Source organism: Flavobacterium sp. SM2513 (assembly GCF_050908145.1).
Taxonomy (GTDB): domain Bacteria; phylum Bacteroidota; class Bacteroidia; order Flavobacteriales; family Flavobacteriaceae; genus Flavobacterium.
Genome location: NZ_CP194228.1, coordinates 1506034 through 1524796, shown reverse-complemented (window position 1 = coordinate 1524796; position 18763 = coordinate 1506034). Strand labels below are relative to the sequence as shown.

Here is an 18763-nt window from a genome sequence, read left to right as displayed (position 1 = left end):
GTACACATGAAATTTTTAAAATTACTCTTATTATTTTTCGTCGTTCAAATGCAAGCCCAACAAGGCGGAATGTGGATTCCTTCTTTATTAGAGGGAATGAACGAAACAGAAATGAAAAATTTAGGCATGAAAATGTCGGCATCTGACATTTATGATGTCAATAAATCAAGCTTGAAAGATGCCGTTCCTCAATTTAACGGAGGTTGTACGGCTGAAGTTATTTCTTCGCAAGGACTTTTATTAACCAATCACCACTGTGGTTTTGGAGAAATCCAAGCGCATTCTACGGTTGAAAACAACTATTTACAAGACGGTTTTTGGGCAATGAAAAAAGAAGATGAATTACCAAACAAAGATTTGGAAGTTACATTCATTGTGAAAATTGAAGACGTTACTACTCAAATTCTTTCTGGTGTTGAAATGTTGACTTCTGAAGCTGAAAAGCAGAAAAAGATTCAAGAAAATATTTCAAATCTGAACAAATCGTATACTAAAGAAAGCTACCAAGGAATCAAAATCCGTACATTTTACGAAGGAAATCAATACATGCTTTTTGTAACAGAATCGTACACCGACATTCGATTGGTTGGTGCACCACCAAGTTCTATTGGAAAATTTGGTTCAGACACGGACAACTGGGTTTGGCCAAGACATACGGGAGATTTTTCGCTTTTTAGAATTTATGCTGATAAAAACAACCTTCCAGCCGATTATTCAAAAGACAACGTTCCATATACTCCAAAACACTTTTTACCAATTTCGCTTGACGGAGTTTCAGAAGATGATTTTACATTGGTTTTTGGTTATCCAGGACGAACTACAGAATATTTACCGGCAGTTGCAGTAGAGCAAATAGTAAACGAATCAAATCCGGCTAAAATTGAAATTCGTGACCGTGCATTAAAAGTAACGGACGGATTTATGCGAAAAGACAAAGCAATCAAAATTCAGTATGCTTCTAAATATGCAGGAATTGCCAATTATTGGAAAAAATGGATTGGAGAAACACAAGGTTTAACAAAGTCTAATGCTGTTCAAGTAAAAAGAGACCAAGAAAAAGCTTTTCAGCAAAAAGTGGTTAAAGCTGGAAAACAAGCAGAATACGGAAACTTATTAGCTGATTTCGAAAAAAATTACAACGAAATTTTGCCGTACGCGTTGAGTCGCGATTATTTCTTGGAAGTTATGTTGCGGAATACTGAATTAATGGGATTGGGATTCAAATTATACCAATTGGAACAAATTCAAAGCACGCGAGGTGACCAAGCGTTTACAGATAGAAAAAACAATTTGCGCGATGGCTTAGGTGAGTTCTACAAAGATTTCAATGTACAAGTGGACGAAAAAGTGTTTGAACAACTGATTGATTTATATTTAAATAAATCACCTCAACAATTCATTCCTGCTGATTTAAAGAATACAAACATTACAAAATTAACTGCTGATGTTTATGGCACTTCGAAAATGACAACGTATGACGGTGTAAAAGAATTACTGGATGGTGATACCCAAACCGTTTTGAAAAACCTGAACAACGACAAAGGTTATCAGTTGATAAAAGCATTAAGTGATGCATTTTTGAAAGAGGTCAACCCAAAGTACGATGCCATCAACACCGAATTGAATGCGTTGCAAAGAACGTATATGAAAGCACAATTAGAATTAAACAAAGATGCTCGTATTTTTCCAGATGCAAACAGTACGCTTCGTGTGACGTATGGTAAAGTGAAAGGTTACAATCCTAGAGATGCAGTAGCTTACGAGCCTGTTACTTATTTGGGCGGTGTGATTGAAAAATACATACCAGGCGATTATGAGTTTGATGTCTCTTCTAAACTAATTGAATTGTATAATGCGAAAGATTTTGGTCCTTACGGTGAAAACGGTAAAATGCCTGTAAACTTTATTGGAACCAATCACACAACGGGTGGAAATTCTGGAAGTCCAGCGATTGATGCTCACGGAAATTTGATAGGCTTGAACTTCGATCGAGTATGGGAAGGTACAATGAGTGACATTTATTACGACCCAGCCATCTGCAGAAACATAATGGTAGACATGCGATATGTATTATTCATCATTGATAAATATGCAGGAGCGAAAAACTTGATTGACGAAATGAAATTAGTTCATCCAAAAAACAAAAAGCAATCCTCTAAAAAACAGAAGATTAAAAATAAAAAGAAGAAGAATTAACTTTATTTAAGTTTTCTTTAAGCTTTTGTGTTTGTGGCACAGTAATTGTAAATCATTTTGACGTTGAAGAGATATTTATTTTTTTTAAAAAATTTTCCAAAAAGAAATTATCATATCAAAAAATTTATATCTTTGCATCGAATTAATAATTAACCTTTTATAAAAAGTAAGATGAAAAAAGTATTTTTAAGTTTAGCATTAGTAGTAGCATTAAGCGTTTCTTTCGTATCTTGTAAAGATGCAGCAACTGAGGAAACTACAGTTGAAGAAACTACAACAGAAGTTGAAGTTCCAGTAACTGAAACTACAGAAGTTTCTGTTGACACTATGGCTGTTGAAACAACTACTGAAACTACAACTGAAGTAGCTCAGTAATTTTAAATTACAGAAAAAATTAACCTCGCTTTTAGCGGGGTTTTTTTTTGCTTAAAATTTAAAAATTAATCTATAAAAACCGGAGCCCCAGAAAAATCCAGCACTTCCGCTTTGGAAACATATAGCGCTACTTCAGCGATCCCCTTTGCCAATCGCAATTCGGTATTGAACTTCCTGCTTTTTGCAAACTCTTTGTCGTCAATCATCAGTTTATAAAAAAACGTCCCATTGGAAGCTTTAAATTTTAAGCACTGTGCTTTTTCTGCGTTTGCTTTTATAAGTTCAATATCTTCCTCACAATACATTTTAAGTTCGTACGATTTACTACTGAACACAATTTTACCTTTGCGTGAAGTGTACACAAATTTATATTCGTCGTTGTGTCTTTTAGAAATAACAAAAGCGCCCATTTATTATGAATAATTTTAGATTAGAAGTTAAAATAACACATTACGACGAAATTTCACTTTAAAGCAAAAAAAAGCTCGTAATTTTCATTACGAGCTTTAGTACTCAGAGCGGGACTTGAACCCGCACGAACATTGCTGTTCACTGGATTTTAAGTCCAGCGTGTCTACCAATTTCACCATCCGAGCGTTTATTGTTGAGCGAAAAACGGGGCTCGAACCCGCGACCTCGACCTTGGCAAGGTCGCGCTCTACCAACTGAGCTATTTTCGCGTTTCAAAATCTTAAAGAACTCGCTCCACTATTACTGTGATGCGGGTGCAAATGTAGCACTTTTATTTACCTATGCAAACGTTTTTTAGAATTATTTTTTATCTAATTTCTAAAGTTCTGAAAATGTAGTTTTTACAAATTACTTTTTAATCAACATCCTTTTAATTTCATTCAATTTCATCAATGCTTCAACGGGGGTCAACGTATTGATGTCAATATTTAAAATCTCTTCTTTGATTTCTTCTAATAATGGGTCATCAAGATTGAAAAAACTCATTTGCATTTCTTGGGATTCGTTTTTTACACTGTCTAAAGCACCCGAAGAATGATTTTTTTCTAATTTTTTTAATATTTTTTGAGCACGAAGGATAACCGTTTGCGGCATTCCAGCCATTTTCGCCACGTGAATACCAAAACTATGAGCGCTTCCTCCTTTAACCAATTTTCGTAGAAAAAGCACATTGTCTTTTAATTCTTTAACGGAAACATTATGGTTTTGGATGCGTCCAAAAATTTCGGACATTTCATTCAGTTCGTGATAATGTGTAGCAAATAATGTTTTTGGCTTTGAGGGATGTTCGTGTAAATATTCGGCGATTGCCCAAGCGATTGAAATTCCGTCGTACGTACTTGTTCCTCGACCAATTTCGTCTAAAAGAACCAAGCTTCTATCAGAAATATTATTCAAAATGGAAGCCGTCTCGTTCATTTCTACCATAAAAGTAGATTCACCCATTGAAATATTATCGGACGCTCCTACTCTAGTGAATATTTTATCAACAATACCCATTCGTACCGATTCAGCAGGAACAAAACAACCCATTTGAGCCAACAGCACAATCAAAGCCGTTTGCCTCAAAATAGCTGATTTACCAGACATATTTGGACCTGTAATCATAATTAACTGCTGGGTTTCTCTATCCAGAAATAAATCGTTTGCAATGTAGGGAGTTCCTATTGGCAATTGTTTTTCAATAACGGGATGACGTCCATTTTTAATTTCCAGTTCAAAACTATCATCTAAATCTGGACACACGTATTTGTTTTCAATCGCTAATTGCGTAAAAGACGTCAAGCAATCCAATTGTGCAATCAAATTTGCGTTTAATTGAACAGGTTTTATATACGTAGAAATCCAAACCACTAATTGCTCAAAAAGTTCAGACTCTAATTTTTGTATTTTTTCTTCAGCACCAAGAATTTTAGTTTCGTATTCCTTTAACTCTTCCGTAATATATCGTTCGGCATTGACTAAAGTTTGCTTCCGAATCCATTCCGAAGGGACTTTGTCTTTATGACTATTTCGCACTTCGATATAATACCCAAAGACATTATTGAACGCAATCTTCAACGAAGAAATTCCCGTCCGTTGTGATTCGCGTTTTTCAATTCCATCCAAATAGTCTTTTCCTGACGTTGAAATCGCTCGTAATTCATCTAATTCAGCATTTACTCCTTTTGCAATTGCATTTCCTTTTGCTAAAGCAACTGGTGCATCTTTATTTAACGTGCTTTTAATTTTCTCACGAAGCAAATCACAACTGTGCAAACTGTCACCAATTATTTTTACCGCTTCATTTTTGCTTTCTAAAGCTATTTTCTTAATCGGAATGATAGCATCTAGCGAATCATTCAAATAAATAATTTCACGCGGACTTACTTTTCCCGCTGCAATTTTAGAAATCAACCGTTCTAAATCAGAAATTTGCTTGATTTGATATTGAATGTTTTTGAGTAAATCTTTATTTTCTTTCAAATAAGTTACCACTTGGTGGCGCTTTTGAATCGCTTTCATATCTTTCAAAGGCAAAGCCAACCAACGTTTTAAAAGTCGACTTCCCATTGGTGAAATCGTTTTGTCAATAACATCCAGAAGTGTAACGGCATTGGGATTGTAACTGTGATACAATTCTAAATTTCGAATTGTAAAACGGTCCATCCAAACGTAAGCATCTTCTGCAATTCGCTGTAAAGTTGAAATATGCTGTCTTTTATTATGTTGCGTTTCCGATAAATAAAACATTGCAGCTCCTGAAGCGATAATTCCCTCTTGTAAATCCTCAATTCCAAAACCTTTCAACGAATTGGTTTGAAAATGATTCGTCAATAATTCAAACGCATATTCTTCCTTGTAAATCCAATCTTCCAGATAAAACACATGAAAATCTTCGCCAAAAGTGGATTTAAAATCTGCCTTATTTACTTTCGGCACCAAAACTTCACTTGGATTAAAGTTTTGTAGTAACTTGTCAATGTATTCTTCATTTCCTTGAGCTGTCAAAAATTCACCTGTAGAAACATCTAGAAAAGCGACTCCAATATTTTTTTTACCAAAATAAATCGAAGCTAAAAAGTTATTTGACTTTGAATGTAAAACTTCATCGTTCATCGAAACACCTGGAGTTACCAGCTCAGTTACTCCACGTTTTACAATAGTTTTTGTCATTTTTGGGTCTTCCAACTGGTCACAAATTGCAACTCGAAGTCCAGCTTTTACTAATTTTGGCAAATAGGTATTCAAAGAATGATGCGGAAAACCCGCCAAAGCCGTTTCAGTTTCAGAACCTGCTCCTCGTTTTGTCAATACGATTCCCAGTATTTTAGAAGCACGAACGGCGTCTTCACCAAAAGTTTCGTAAAAATCACCAACTCGAAAAAGCAAACAAGCATCGGGATATTTTTTTTTAATATCGTTGTATTGCTTCATTAACGGAGTTTCTTTGACTTCTTTTTTTGTTGGTTTCAAGATTCTTACTTTTATTTTTGATGAAATTTGAGTTAGCGAATTTAAAAATTTTATAACTTTAAAACGGTACTATATAAATTTTAATTCAATTTTAAGAAAATAAAACCCTCAATATCATTCTATTTCTATAAATTTGTCATTATCAAACTTTAAAATTTCTATTAAAATGAAAAAAGGTATATTATTATTTTCAGCAGTAGCGCTTTTGACGTTCTCTGGATCTTTTGCTCAAGAATCTTCAAAAAAAGCGATGAAAGTAAAAACTACGAAAGCCGTTGCAGCTAAAGTGCAAGGAGCTGGAATGAATTTTACAAATGATGTAATGGATTATGGTACTATTGAGCACAAATCTGATGGTAACCGTGAATTCGTTTTTACAAATAATGGAACGGAGCCTTTAGTTATTATGAATGCACAAGGATCTTGTGGTTGTACAGTGCCAACTTGGCCTAAAGAACCAATCGCACCTGGAGCTTCAGCAACAATTGGTGTAAAATACGACACTAATCGTCCTGGACCGTTCACTAAAACGATTACCTTAACAAGTAACTCTACAACAACTCCTTCAAAAGTGTTAACTATTAAGGGAGATGTTAAACCTGCACCAGCTACTCCTGCAGTTAAAAGCTAATTAAAAAAATATTTTATGAAAAAAGCTTCCTGTTTGGGGAGCTTTTTTTTTGTTAAATCAACTATGCACTAATGAGAAAATTAGAAAATTCTGAATTGGAAAGAAAATCAGTTGAAGATTTTAAAACTTCCGAAAAAACTCCTTTGATAGTTGTTATGGACGACATCCGAAGCCTGCACAATATCGGTTCGGTTTTTAGAACAGCCGATGCTTTTTTAATTGAAAAAATATATTTGTGTGGCATTACAGCAACGCCTCCTCATAAAGAAATTCAGAAAACAGCATTAGGTGCGACTGATACTGTGGCTTGGGAACACAATAAAAGTGTGATTGATGTAATCAAACAATTGCAATCCGAAAATGTAACTGTTTTAGCTATTGAACAAGTGGAACAAGCTTATTTATTAAACGAATTTGTTGCTGATGCTTCTAAAACGTATGCCTTGATTTTTGGAAATGAAGTCTACGGGGTTTCGCAAGAAGCGGTTGCTTTGTGTGACGGATGTATTGAAATTCCGCAATTGGGAACGAAGCATTCGCTAAATATTTCCGTAAGTGCGGGAATTGTAATTTGGGATTTATTCAAGCAACTGAAAGCCTAATTTTTAGAAAGTGCTTTATCTATTTCTTCCAAAATAAAAATATAATCGGATTGGTTTTTGACAAAATCTTTGTCGGAGACATCAAGTACTAAAATATTCAAATCGGGGTGCGTTTTGATAAAATCAAAGTATCCCTGATTTATTTTCTCTAAATATTCGGATGGAATTTCTTGTTCATAACTTCTACCGCGTTTTTTGATGTTTTGCAAAAGACGCTCGGTATTTTGGTATAAATAAATATACAAATCAGGTTTTGGAATTTCCTTGTAAATGATTTCAAACAACTTTCTGTACAATCGAAACTCATCTTCTGTAACGGTTACTTTTGCAAAAATTAACGATTTAAAAATGTGATAATCGGCAACGATGAAGTCTTTAAATAAATCAAGTTGCGCTAAATCATCTGAAATTTGTTGGTATCGATCCGCCAAAAAAGACATTTCCAACGGAAAAGCATAGCGAGCTTGGTCTTTATAAAATTTAGGTAAAAAAGGATTATCGGCAAATCGTTCCAATATTTTTTTTGCATTGAAATCATCGGCAATTTTATGAGCTAAAGTTGTTTTTCCTGCTCCAATATTTCCTTCAATCGCTATGAAATTATAATTGTTGATTTGCGTTTTTTTAAACGGATTTTCAATTGAATCTATCACTTTACACTCCCCTTTATCGGGACAAATAGTTAGCAATTCATGAACATTTTTTCCTGAAACTGGATGTATAAAATCGGTTTGCAAATCGTTCATTGGCAACAAAACAAATAATCTATTTTGCATATGAGGATGCGGTACACTCAAGTCTTTAGACTCAATAACTTCATCGTTACAACTGATAATATCAACATCAATACTTCTAGATTTATAACCTTTTTCATCCGTACGGATTCTCCCGAATTTTTTTTCAATTTTTAAAATTTTTTGCAAAATTTTTGATGCTGATTTTGAAGTATGAATAAGAATTGCACAATTATAAAACGGTTCACTTTCAAAACCCCATGAAGGCGATTCGTATAATTTGGAAACAGAAATAACGGTTGCTACTTCCCGATTAATGGCGTCAATCGCTTGCTGAATCAGACTTTTTCGGTCGCCTTGATTACTTCCGATTGATAAAACGATTTTATTTTGTTCCTCCATAGATTGCAAATTTAAGTAAAACAAATTCTAAAAAAAGGAAAAAGCAACCGCAAGAATTGATTTTTAAAAAAATCAAATTCAACTGTAACAAATTAAGGCTTTAACCGACTTACTACAAAAGCAAAAGAATATGAGATTTTTAGGAAATGTATTGGCAACCATCGTTGGATTGTTTGTATTTATCATGATTTTCGTTTTCGGAATCATTTTTATCGGAGTGATTTTCGGTGGTGATTCGGAAATTGTGAAAGTAGAAAACAATTCAGTTATCGAATTGAATTTAAAAAATGTGGGAAGTGATTACAAAGGAAAATTCACGGATCCGTTAGTAACCCTATTTCAAGGTGAAAATCGCGTAGGATTCACGGAAGTTTTGAACGCAATTGAAAACGCAAAAACGGACGACAACATTAAAGGAATTACAATTGTCAATAACTACTCAATGTTAGGAATGGCACAATTGAAAGAGTTACGAGACGAATTAAACCGCTTTAAAAAATCAGGAAAGTTTATTGTTTCGTACGCGGATGTATATTCACAGAAAGAATACTATTTGAATTCTGTGGCGGACACGATTTACTTGAATCCGTTAGGGGAAATGGATTTCAAAGGTTTGTCTTCAGAAGTGATGTTTTTCAAAGATTTACAAGAGAAAACAGGTGTAAAAATGGAAGTCATTCGTCATGGAAAATATAAAAGTGCCGTTGAACCCTTTATTTCTGATAATATGAGTGATGCAAATCGCGAACAAATTACAGCTTTATTAAATTCGGTTTGGAGCGGCATTGTGAGTGATATTGCAACATCCCGTAAAATTTCAATTGAACAACTAAACATCGTTGCTGATGGACTTTTAGCTCGAACGCCGGAGATGGCAAAAACGGAAAAGTTGATTGACAAAATAGGTTACGAAGACCAATTTCATGCTGGAATCAAGAAAGCATTGAAAGTCGAAAAAGACAAGGATTACAAGAAAATAGACGTTGTTGATTACGCTTTGAACAACAACACAAAACCAAAAAACGAAAGTTCGGAAAATAGAATTGCCGTAATTTACGCTCAAGGCGAAATTCGTTCTGGTGAAGGTGACGTGAATTATATTGGAGAAAAATCAATGAATCGTGCTTTGAAAGAGGCTCGTGATAATAAAAATATTAAAGCAATTGTTTTAAGAATTGACAGTCCAGGTGGAAGTGCTTTGACTTCAGAATTGATTTGGCGTGAAATAGAATTGACTAAAAAAGTAAAACCAGTGGTCGTTTCTATGGGAAATGTTGCTGCTTCGGGAGGTTATTACATCGCTTGTAATGCAGATAAAATTTTTGCAGAAAACACAACAATTACAGGCTCTATTGGAGTTTTTGGAATGTTACCTAACTTTTCTACTTTGACAGAAAAAATCGGAATTCACACGGAACAGGTTTCAACGCATACAAATTCTGCAAGTTACAGTCCATTTGTTCCTTTGACGGATAATTTTCGTGCTTTTACACAAGAAAGTATCGAACGTATTTACAAAACTTTTGTAAACCGTGTTGCAACTGGTCGTAAAATGACTTTTGAACAAGTAGACGAAATTGGTCAAGGAAGAGTTTGGACGGGAGCTGAAGCTTTGAAAATTGGATTAGTAGATGAAATTGGTGGTATGGATAAAGCTTTAGCAGAAGCCGCAAAATTGGCAAAAATTAAAGAATACCGCACCGTAAACTTCCCTGAATTTGATAAAGATTTTGCCGATATGTTTGCCGGATTTCCTTTTGCATCGTCAAAAGCAGCATTGATTGAGGAAGAAATTGGAACAGAAAATTACAAAATTTGGCAACGTGTGAAAGAAATTTCGAACAGAAGTGGGATTCAAACCGTTATGCCGTATGAGTTAATTATAAAATAACCAAAAAAATAGTTATAATTAAGCCAACTTATTTAATTTTGTTAGATGAGTTGGCTTTCTATTTAATAATTTTGTCGCTAAAGATTCTGAATTATGTTGAAAAAGATTTTAAAAATTACGGGGATTGTACTTTTAGTTCTCATTATCGCACTTGTTTCTATTCCTTTTTTATTTAAGGATAAAATTAAGCAAATGGTAATTACCTCCATCAATCAAAACTTAGATGCAACGGTTGCATTTGAAGATATTGATTTGAGTTTACTTAAAAGTTTTCCAAAAGCAAATGTGACGATTGATAAATTGAGTATTATCAACAAAGCACCATTTGCCGGAGATACTTTATTATATTCTGGTGAAGTCAATTTAAAAATGTCGGTGAAAGAACTTTTCAAAGGCGAAGGTGAAGCAATGAATATTGAATCTTTTTATTCTAAAGATGCGAAAGTCAATATTTTGTTTAACAAAAATGGTCTTGGGAATTTTGATATCGCTTTAAAAGACGCAAAAAAAGACGACGATAACGCAGATAGCAAACTTTTTGCCTTAAACATTCAAAACTACGAATTTGAGAATTTGAAATTCAAATATTTTGACGAGAGTTCGAAAATGAAATTGGTTATCGATAGTTTGAACCATAAAGGAACTGGAAATTTTGCTGCTTCTAAATTAGATTTGGACACTAAAACCACGGCAAGAGTTTCTTTTGAGATGGATTCTACGAATTACATGAAAAATGTGTTGCTTGATTTAGACGCGGTTTTAGGAATCGATTTAGAACAAAGCAAATACACCTTCAAAAAGAACAAGGCGTTAATAAATCAATTGCCATTGGAGTTTGACGGTTTCATTCAAATGGTGGAAAGCGGTCAGAATTATGATTTGAGTTTTAAAACGCCCACTTCTTCCTTCAAAAATTTCTTAGGAGTAATCCCTGCTCAATATGCTGGAAATTTAAAAACAGTTCAGACTACTGGAGATTTTACTGTTGTAGGTTTCGCAAAAGGAATGTTGACAGATACTACCATTCCGAAATTCAATATTGATATTTCTTCGAAAAATGCTTCGTTCAAGTATCCTGATTTACCAAAATCAGTAACTAACATTATGATTGATACTAAAATCATTAATGAAAGTGGCTTACTGAAAGACACATATTTGAATTTAGACCAGCTTTCTTTCCGTATTGACCAAGATGTTTTTGATGTTAAAGCCAACGTAAAAAACATTACTGAAAATCCGTTGATTGATGCTTCTTTGAAAGGAACAATCAATTTGGCAAATGTTTCTAAAGCTTATCCTGTTCAATTAACTACTCCACTTTCTGGAATTTTGAAAGCGGATGTTGTGACAAAATTTGACATGGCTTCTATTGAGAAAAATCAATATGAAAAAATTCAAAACTCAGGCGATGTAAGCATTACTGGTTTTAAATATACGGATGAGGATAAAAAAGTCTATACCATCAATCAAGCGGTGGCACAATTCAATACCACGACAATCAATTTGAAACAATTGGACGTTATTACGGGAAAAACGGATATGCAAATCAACGGAGTTTTGGAGAATTTCTATGGTTTCTTATTTAAAAACCAAGAAATTCAAGGAAATTTCAACTTGAAATCAAATCAGATTGTAGTGAGCGATTTTATGTCGAAAACTGTTGAAAGTGAAAATTCGAAAGCAGTTAAAGAAGAAATTAAAGTGCCTAAATTTTTAAATATTAAACTAAATGCTGCCGCAAATAGCGTGATATATGACAATTTAAATTTGAAAAATGTATCGGGAGTTCTTTTGGTTAAAAATGAAGCGGTGACGTTGCAAAATGTAAAAACTAATATTTTCAATGGGTTGATTACAGCAAACGGTTCGGTTTCTACGAAAGAGAAAGTCCCTGTCTTTGCTATGGAATTGGGGTTAAATGGCGTTGACATTCAGCAATCATTCACGCAATTAGAAATGTTGAAAAACATTGCACCAATCGCAGGGATTATTAATGGTAAAATAAATTCAACCATTAACTTGAAAGGAAATTTAGATGCCAAGGAAATGACTCCTGATTTAAAATCAATGACGGGTGATTTGTTTGGACAATTATCATCGACAACGGTAAATGCAACGAATTCTGATTTATTGACTGCTTTAAGTAGCAATATCAAGTTTATCGATTTGAGCAAAATTAACTTGAATGATTTGAAAGCCAATTTGACTTTTAAAGACGGGAAAGTAAATGTGAAGCCTTTTGACTTAAAATACCAAGATATTAAAGTTACCGTTGGGGGTTCACACGGTTTTGACCAATCGATGAATTACGACATGAAATTTAATGTTCCTGCGAAATATTTAGGTACAGAAGTGAGTTCGTTATTGGCTAAACTTACTCCGACAGAAGCTGGAAAGTTAGAAAACATTCCAGTTAATGCAGTTATTACAGGAAATTTTAGCAAACCTAAGATTTCAACAGACATGAAACAAGCGGTTACTTCTTTGGCGAACCAATTGATTCAACAACAAAAAGACAAATTGATTAATCAAGGAACGAGTGCACTTCAAAACCTGATTAAAGGAAATACGAAAGACAAAGATTCTACCAAAACACCAACTAAAGAAGAAGCGGTTAAGGACAAAGCAACCGATCTTATAAAAGGTTTATTTGGTGGAAAAAAGAAATAATTTCAGCTTTACTAATTAAAAAAGTCCTTTCAAAAAAATATTTTGAAAGGACTTTTGCTTTTTTTATAATGCTAATTTCTTCTGATGAAGCTTTTTGTTAAGCTTTCAAAAGTCTTTTTTTAGCAAAGACAAATGAATGATAAAAAATAGAAATGATAGCGAATAAAATTCCTGTCATCATAAAAAATTCAACAAAACGCATAAGCATACTTGGTTCTTTAATATCTCCATCCATAAGAAATCCCACAATAGTAATAAGAGCCGCTACTGTAAGAATGTTTAAATTTGTTTTTTTTTATAAATTAATTTGGTTTGTTGATTAGATAATCATAACGTGTTAAATAATAAATTAGTATAAAAACATTTTCGTTACACTGAAATCCGAACTTTATAACCTTCGTTACCTCTAACATTAAAAACAGTTCCATCTTCAAAAATCAGATACTGTCCTTTAATTCCTGTTAAAGTGCCGCGATAACTTGCAGTTTTATCTAAACTCAAACTGGCAATCTTCTTTGGATATTGCAGAACAGGATAAATAAGTGGCGCGACTTGAAAGGCATCAATATCAAAAAAGTCACGAGCTTCATTGGGAAGTAATTCCAAAACTTTCTTTTTTTCTTCAATTAAATCCACTTCTAGGATATCATTGGTTAACATTTTTCGCCAATTGGTTTTATCTGCAAAATGATTTTTTAATGCAACTTCTGTGATTCCTGCTAAATACCTATTGGGAACTTCAACAATTGCCAAAGCTTGTTCGGCACCTTGGTCAATCCACCTTGTAGGAACTTGTGTATTACGGGTCACACCCACTTTTACTTCGCTTGACGATGCAAAATAAACAATATGGGGTTGCAATTGCACACGCGATTCATAATCCAAGTCTCTATCGGCAATTCCTAAATGTGCGGTACTTAGTTCGGGTTTCATAATCCAATCGCCAACGGCCGGACTGCTGTAAAAACAATCGTAGCAAAAACCTTGACGAAAAATTTTCTTCTGTTTTCCACAATTCAAACATTGGTAACCATCAAAAATTATTTCGATTTCTTTACCAAGTAACTGATTGACGTTTAGAAAACTATTTTCAAAAACAAGATAGTATTGAATGGGATTACCCAATTCGGTTTGCATTTTATTCAACGTTCCTTCGTAAGTCATCTTATATTTAAATTATAGAGTAAGTATTTTGGACTATTTTTTTCCTATTTTTGGTAAAGTTAGAAATTCAACAACCAGTATCATAATATAAAATGGCGTTACCAATTATTAATTCTGTTGCCTCGTGGATTTTAAAAAAGCGAATTCATCAAATTGAATTGTTTATGAAATACCCCAATGAGGTTCAGGAAGAGTTGTTAATGAACTTAATCCGAACAGCAGAACGAACTCAATTTGGATTAAAATATGAGTTTGAAAGCGTAAAGTCCTATCAAACTTTTGCAAATCGAGTTCCCATTTCTACGTATGAGTGTTTAGAACCTATTATTGAAAAAACCCGGAAAGGTGAACAAAATATATTTTGGCCAACACCTATTAAATGGTTTGCAAAATCAAGCGGAACCACTAATTCTAAAAGTAAATTTATTCCTGTAAGTGCTGATGCTTTGGAAAATTGCCATTACAAAGCGGCTAAAGATTTACTTTCACTTTACCTCAACAACAACGAAGAATCACAATTATTTACGGGGAAAAGTCTGCGTCTTGGCGGAAGTAAACAATTGTATGCCGACAACAACACCTTCTTTGGCGACTTGTCGGCGATATTAATTGAAAACATGCCGCTTTGGGCTGAATACAGCAGCACACCAAGCAATAAAGTGTCGTTGATGGACGATTGGGAAATAAAACTGGGTGCCATTGTCAATGAAACGCGGTATGAAAATGTAACTAGTTTAGCGGGAGTTCCCTCGTGGATGCTCGTTCTGTTGAACAAAGTTCTGGAAGAAACGCAGAAAACAAATTTACTAGAAGTCTGGCCCAATGCCGAAGTATATTTTCACGGAGGTGTCGCTTTTGACCCTTATAAAGAACAATACAAAGCACTTTTTCCTACGAATACTTTTCAGTATTACGAAATTTACAATGCGTCCGAAGGCTTTTTTGCCATTCAGGATTTAAATAATTCCAGTGATTTATTGTTGATGTTGGATTATGGTATTTTCTACGAATTCATTCCGATGGCAACTTATGGAACCCTCGAACAGACCATCATTCGCTTGGCAGATGTTGAGATTAATAAAAATTATGCCATAGTAATCACTACCAATTCAGGTTTGTGGCGTTATCAAATTGGCGACACCGTTCGGTTCACTTCTTTGAATCCGTATCGAATTCGAGTGACGGGAAGAACCAAACACCACATCAACGTTTTTGGTGAAGAACTAATTATCGAGAATGCCGATAATGCAATTGCAAAAGCATGCCAAGCTACCAATACGGAAATGATTGATTATTCAGTCGCTCCTATTTTTATGGAAGGAAAAGAAAAAGGTGCTCACGAATGGATTATTGAATTTAGAAAAAACCCTTCGGATGAAGCACTTTTCAAGAAAGTTTTAGATGAAAGTTTGCAGTCTTTAAATTCAGATTACGAAGCAAAACGATACAACAATATGACTTTGAACGCTCCGGTAATTCACATCGCTCGAACCAATTTATTTTACGATTGGTTAAAAAGCCAAAACAAATTGGGCGGACAAAATAAAATCCCACGGCTTTCCAACCAAAGGGATTATGTGGAGCAATTGTTACTTTTGAATCAGGAAGTTTTCAATGATTAACTCCTTTTAATAGAAACAAAAAAATCCCCTCATTGCTGAAGGGATTTTTTTTATAAGTGTTGTAATGCGAATTATATAATCAACATTGCATCTCCATAAGAATAGAATTTATACTCTTCTTTGATTGCTTCTTCATACGCTCTTTTCATCAAATCATGTCCTCCAAAAGCAGCAACCATCATTAATAAAGTCGATTTTGGAGTATGGAAATTTGTAATCATGCAATTTGCAATACTAAAATCATGGGGAGGGAATAAAAATTTATTTGTCCATCCATTAAAAGTATTTAGTTCTCTACTAGAAGAAACCGCACTTTCAATAGCTCGCATAGACGTAGTACCTACAGCACAAATACGTTTTTTATTTTTCTTAGCGCTATTAACAATATCGCAAGCCTCTTGCTTGATAATTAACTCTTCCGAATCCATTTTATGTTTCGATAAATCTTCTACCTCAACAGGGTTAAAAGTTCCTAAACCTACGTGAAGGGTTACTTCTGCAAATTCGATACCTTTAATTTCAAGGCGTTTCATCAAGTGTTTTGAAAAGTGTAAACCTGCAGTTGGTGCCGCAACAGCGCCTTCTTCCTTTGCATAAACGGTTTGGTAACGGTCTTTGTCCTCTGGTGTAACTTCGCGATTGATGTATTTTGGGATAGGTGTCTCTCCAAGTTCAGTCAATTTACCTCTGAATTCTTCATAAGAACCATCATACAGGAAACGCAACGTTCTTCCTCTTGAAGTGGTATTATCAATTACCTCAGCAACTAATGAATCATCGTCGCCAAAATATAATTTATTTCCAATACGGATTTTACGAGCTGGATCTACTAAAACATCCCACAAACGTTGTTCTGCATTTAATTCTCTTAATAAAAACACTTCGATTCTTGCACCCGTTTTTTCCTTATTTCCGTATAAACGTGCTGGAAAGACTTTGGTGTTATTTAAAATCAAAACATCGCCTTCGTCAAAATAATCAATCATATCTTTGAACATCTTGTGTTCAATTGTCTTTTTTTCACGGTCGACAACCATTAAGCGAGCTTCATCGCGTTGTTCAGATGGATATTCTGCAAGAAGTTCTTTCGGTAAATTAAATTGGAAGTGAGATAATTTCATATTAGATATTAAAAATTAAGCTTTTAGTTCAAATTTTTATTCGTTCTAAAATGCTTGCAAATATACGATTATGAAATAGGCGTTGTCAAGTAAATGGACGTTTATTTTAACAATGTCTTACAGGGTAAGGTTTCGTTCTCCAAAATATGTGTAATTATACCCAAAGTAGTGTTAAAAAAGTCTTTAAATAATTTCTTGAATCGACATTCCGCATGATTTCATGTCGTTCCAAAAATCAGGATAGGATTTAGAAACCACCTCTGCATCTTCAATTATCAGGGAAGTTTTCAAAGCTAGTGGTGCAAATGCCATTGCCATCCGGTGGTCTTGGTAGGTTTTTATGGTGATTTTCTCTTTAATAGATGTGCTTGCTTCTAACGAAATACTATCGCTTGTAATACTCACTGAAGCACCTAATTTTCCCAACTCGTTTTTTAAAGCTTGAAGACGGTCGGTTTCTTTGATTTTCAAAGTATGCAAGCCTGTTAAATGGCAAGCTAAACCAAGTCCAAAACAAGTTACAGCAATGGTTTGAGCGATGTCTGGAGAATGTTGTAGGTTGTAGGTTATAGGTTGTAGGTTTTGGATTTCACAATTGACTTTTGAAATGGTCATCCTATTATGTTCATCGAAAACCGTTTTCACACCAAAATCTTGATAAATTTCGGCCAAAACCGAGTCTCCTTGTAAACTGTTTTCCTTATAACTCGAAAGCCTAATTTGTGTTCCAATCTCTGAAAGTGCGACGATGGAATAAAAATAAGAAGCAGAAGACCAATCGGACTCAATCATGAAGTTTTTGGGTTTTGGGTTATGGGTTTTGGGTAGTACCGTGATTGTATCGCTTTCAAAAGAAGTTTCAACACCTATTTCATTTAACAACTCCAACGTCATTTTGATATAAGGAAGTGACGTGATTTCGCCTTTCAAATGCAGTTTTAATCCGTTTTCCAACTTTGGAGCGATTAACAATAAAGCGGAAATGTATTGACTACTCGTATTGGCTTCCATATCCATTTCACTTTTTTGCAACGCTCTACCTTTGATTCTTAACGGTGGAAAACCTATTTTTTCTTCGTAAGAAATTTGAGCGCCTAAACTATTTAAAGCTTCGACAAGAATATGAATCGGCCGTTCTTTCATTCGTGACGAACCTGTTAAAACAACTTCATGATTGGGCTGGATGGCAAAATAAGCCGTCAGGAATCGCATGGCGGTTCCGGCGTGGTGCACGTCAATTGTTGTGGGTTGTGAGTTGTCGGTTGTCGGTTCTAAAATTTGAGACAACGCCTTCAACATCACTTCGGAGTCATCTGAATTGGAGGTGTTTTCCAATTTCAATTTTGGAAATAAAGCTTGGAGCAATAACACTCTATTGGTTTCAGATTTGGAACCGGTGATGGTGATGCTCGTGTTTATATTGAGTTTGGAAGAAAGTAGGTGTAGGTTCATTGTTTTAATTTGTGAATGGGTTTTTACAAAATATCCTTCCAGTTATTTGCGTCATAAATGTCATGTTCTTTTTCTGAGGCTATCAACTTAGCCGCTAGCTCTTTCATTGCTTCGGCATTTTCTTCGTTGTTAATGATACAGTCCATAACGTACCGTCTCACGCCTGCTACCGTCTCATCTACTAGTGCCATTTGTTTGTCTAATTCTTGTTGTGCCATGACAACCTTAGCTTCTTCAAGCTTTTCAGTTAGTATGGCCTCTTCATAAGCAGCAATTTGATCGTCCATTTCTGTGAAATCAAAGTCATGGATGCCTCTTTGTGCTAATCTTTCTTTCACTATATTTTTAAATTCTCTGAAAATATCAGGCTGGTCAATAAGGGGTTGCTGTACTAACCATTCCGTCATTGCTTTATCAGCTTCATCGCTTTTGAGGTGATGCAGTATTGCATCGGTATATTTTGTTTTCATACCTTAT

Annotated in this window: 14 protein-coding genes and 2 tRNA genes; 7 read left to right on the top strand and 9 right to left on the bottom strand. The window is 34.5% G+C overall.

The annotated features are described in order from the left end of the window. Positions 1 to 6: 6 nt before the first annotated feature. Entirely contained in the window at positions 7 to 2196 is a 2190-nt protein-coding gene (locus ACQ5J2_RS06030) for a S46 family peptidase (protein WP_432672831.1), read from the top strand. A gap of 171 nt (positions 2197 to 2367) precedes the next feature. Continuing rightward, the gene (locus ACQ5J2_RS06025) at positions 2368 to 2571 is read left to right on the top strand and encodes a hypothetical protein (protein ID WP_432672830.1); all 204 of its coding nucleotides are present in this window, start codon (positions 2368 to 2370) and stop codon (positions 2569 to 2571) included. 65 nt (positions 2572 to 2636) lie between these two features. Here the strand turns inward: ACQ5J2_RS06025 and ACQ5J2_RS06020 are convergent, their stop codons facing one another. The 4 genes from ACQ5J2_RS06020 to mutS all read right to left on the bottom strand — a co-directional run bounded on the left by ACQ5J2_RS06020 (position 2637) and on the right by mutS (position 5958). Then, positions 2637 to 2981 carry a DUF1508 domain-containing protein gene (locus ACQ5J2_RS06020; protein ID WP_432672829.1) on the bottom strand — a complete coding sequence of 115 codons (345 nt, stop codon included), beginning with the start codon at positions 2979 to 2981 and terminating at the stop codon, positions 2637 to 2639. 100 nt (positions 2982 to 3081) lie between these two features. Further along, positions 3082 to 3167: transfer RNA gene (locus tag ACQ5J2_RS06015), tRNA-Leu, on the bottom strand. Positions 3168 to 3178: 11 nt separating this feature from the next. Further along, positions 3179 to 3251 (bottom strand) — tRNA-Gly (locus ACQ5J2_RS06010). Positions 3252 to 3390: 139 nt separating this feature from the next. After that, on the bottom strand, positions 3391 to 5958 hold the full coding sequence (mutS, locus tag ACQ5J2_RS06005) for a DNA mismatch repair protein MutS (protein ID WP_432673274.1): 2568 nt from the start codon (positions 5956 to 5958) through the stop codon (positions 3391 to 3393). A gap of 205 nt (positions 5959 to 6163) precedes the next feature. On the opposite strand from mutS, the gene ACQ5J2_RS06000 reads away from it, so the two are divergent. Together ACQ5J2_RS06000 and ACQ5J2_RS05995 are read left to right on the top strand one after the other, a co-directional pair. Beyond that, a complete protein-coding gene (locus ACQ5J2_RS06000) occupies positions 6164 to 6628 on the top strand; it encodes a DUF1573 domain-containing protein (RefSeq protein WP_432672828.1) in 465 nt (154 codons plus the stop codon). Positions 6629 to 6699: 71 nt separating this feature from the next. Next, entirely contained in the window at positions 6700 to 7230 is a 531-nt protein-coding gene (locus ACQ5J2_RS05995) for an RNA methyltransferase (RefSeq protein ID WP_432672827.1), read from the top strand. Here ACQ5J2_RS05995 and folK read toward each other — a convergent pair. Next, entirely contained in the window at positions 7227 to 8366 is a 1140-nt protein-coding gene (folK, locus tag ACQ5J2_RS05990) for a 2-amino-4-hydroxy-6-hydroxymethyldihydropteridine diphosphokinase (RefSeq protein ID WP_432672826.1), read from the bottom strand. The genes ACQ5J2_RS05995 and folK overlap by 4 nt on opposite strands. Before the next feature lie 130 nt (positions 8367 to 8496). Here folK and sppA point away from each other — a divergent pair, with 130 nt between their 5' ends. Both sppA and ACQ5J2_RS05980 read left to right on the top strand, forming a co-directional pair. Continuing rightward, entirely contained in the window at positions 8497 to 10257 is a 1761-nt protein-coding gene (gene sppA / locus ACQ5J2_RS05985) for a signal peptide peptidase SppA (RefSeq protein WP_432672825.1), read from the top strand. A gap of 93 nt (positions 10258 to 10350) precedes the next feature. Then, positions 10351 to 12927 (top strand): AsmA-like C-terminal region-containing protein, encoded by a 2577-nt coding sequence (locus ACQ5J2_RS05980; protein ID WP_432672824.1) that lies wholly within the window; start codon positions 10351 to 10353, stop codon positions 12925 to 12927. 369 nt (positions 12928 to 13296) lie between these two features. On the opposite strand, the gene ACQ5J2_RS05975 is transcribed toward ACQ5J2_RS05980, so the two are convergent. Next, positions 13297 to 14091, bottom strand: a complete 795-nt coding sequence (locus ACQ5J2_RS05975) for a DUF2797 domain-containing protein (protein ID WP_432672823.1) — start codon at positions 14089 to 14091, stop codon at positions 13297 to 13299. A 92-nt stretch (positions 14092 to 14183) separates the two neighbouring features. On the opposite strand from ACQ5J2_RS05975, the gene ACQ5J2_RS05970 reads away from it, so the two are divergent. Then, on the top strand, positions 14184 to 15713 hold the full coding sequence (locus ACQ5J2_RS05970) for a GH3 auxin-responsive promoter family protein (RefSeq protein WP_432672822.1): 1530 nt from the start codon (positions 14184 to 14186) through the stop codon (positions 15711 to 15713). A gap of 71 nt (positions 15714 to 15784) precedes the next feature. On the opposite strand, the gene queA is transcribed toward ACQ5J2_RS05970, so the two are convergent. From queA to ACQ5J2_RS05955, 3 genes are all read right to left on the bottom strand, one after another. Continuing rightward, entirely contained in the window at positions 15785 to 16834 is a 1050-nt protein-coding gene (queA, locus tag ACQ5J2_RS05965) for a tRNA preQ1(34) S-adenosylmethionine ribosyltransferase-isomerase QueA (protein ID WP_432672821.1), read from the bottom strand. A gap of 183 nt (positions 16835 to 17017) precedes the next feature. Beyond that, complete coding sequence (aroA, locus tag ACQ5J2_RS05960; protein ID WP_432672820.1) at positions 17018 to 18286, bottom strand: 3-phosphoshikimate 1-carboxyvinyltransferase; 1269 nt, start codon at positions 18284 to 18286, stop codon at positions 17018 to 17020. 23 nt (positions 18287 to 18309) lie between these two features. Then, positions 18310 to 18756, bottom strand: a complete 447-nt coding sequence (locus ACQ5J2_RS05955) for a hypothetical protein (protein ID WP_432672819.1) — start codon at positions 18754 to 18756, stop codon at positions 18310 to 18312. Between the last annotated feature and the right edge of the window lie 7 nt (positions 18757 to 18763).